Genomic DNA, 1,222 nt, shown 5'->3' on the forward strand with positions numbered 1-1,222 from the left:
CCACTAACGCATCCGCGCCCGCCGCGACCCGGAAGCCCCCAACGACCACCGTGTCCGGGCGCCGAATCGGAAAGGCGTCCCGCACCTTCCACACCGATTTGATCGAGCACTACCCGGGTCCCTACCCGCTCGACCTGGCTGCGATCGTCCCCATGCACCGCCAGCTCCAGGCTGGGATGGCCAGCATCGGCATCACATCCACCCCCATTGACCAGCTCATCGCCATGGAGGAGGACGGCACGATCACCGCCGCCTATCCCGATGTTCGCCTCGGATGGCGCCTGAGCCGTTTGATTGGCTACAAGGCGCCCGATCCGGCTGGCTGGCCTGCCGTCGATGCCAGCTACCGCAGCCGGCTCGCTGCCGTCCTGCCGGTGGACCTCCCCGACGTTCCGGATAAGGAGCTGTTGTCGCTGCTCGACCAGGTTCTGAAGATCGTAAGCGACATCGCCCGCACCAGGTTCCTCGACTACGTCGGGCCCGCCCAACTCAATGCCCTGCGACTGGGTTGCTACCTGGCACTGGCCCGGCGTCGGGACCTAAACGCCTACGACCTGCTCGGCAACCTCGACTACACCACCGTGACCATCGACAGACACCTCCACCACCTCGCAGCCCTCGACCTCGACAGCGTCGCCTACCGCGAGGCCCGCAAACAGTTCCTCGACCTATATGGTGCCCGCACCAACCAGCTGTACCTCCCGTTCTCCCACCGCTCTTGGCGAGAAGACCCCACCAGCCTTGAAGCGACCCTCGACGCCGTGCGCCGTTCGCCCGAACACCCCTCCGACACATCGTCCCACCAGGACCTCGTCGACGAGATCACCCGACGGCTCCCCGCTCCGGCCCGCCCCGGATTCGCCCGTGTCCTGACGGCTTGGCGCAACGGTCATGTCGCCCGGGAGGCGTCGGTCTACCTCATTGAGGAAGCCTACGTGATCGCCCGCCGCGTCACCGACGAGATTGCTACCCGACTCCACCAGCGGCACGCCCTCGAAACCACGGAGGACCTCAAGTACCTCACCCTGGCTGAGGTCGAGACCGCACTCAATAAGCCTGCATCAGCGCCAGAAACACGCGCGACCGCCACTAAACGCAACATCGCTCGACGCCAAGCGGCTCCAGCATGGTGGTCGCGGGATGATCGTCCCGCAGGTGAGACGCTCACCGGGGCCGCCGGAAGTCCAGGCCAGGCCAGCGGCCCAGTACGAGTCATCACCGG

General features: G+C 66.3%; 1 protein-coding gene. It reads left to right on the top strand.

The window, feature by feature from the left end; all coding sequences use genetic code 11:
- Positions 1–98 precede the first annotated feature (98 nt).
- On the top strand, positions 99–1,222 hold a 1,124-nt coding region (locus HMPREF3011_RS11225), incomplete at its 3' end, for a hypothetical protein (RefSeq protein ID WP_210401649.1).

It is taken from the genome of Corynebacterium sp. HMSC074C04, from assembly GCF_001838295.1.
Taxonomy (GTDB): Bacteria; Actinomycetota; Actinomycetes; order Mycobacteriales; family Mycobacteriaceae; genus Corynebacterium; species Corynebacterium amycolatum.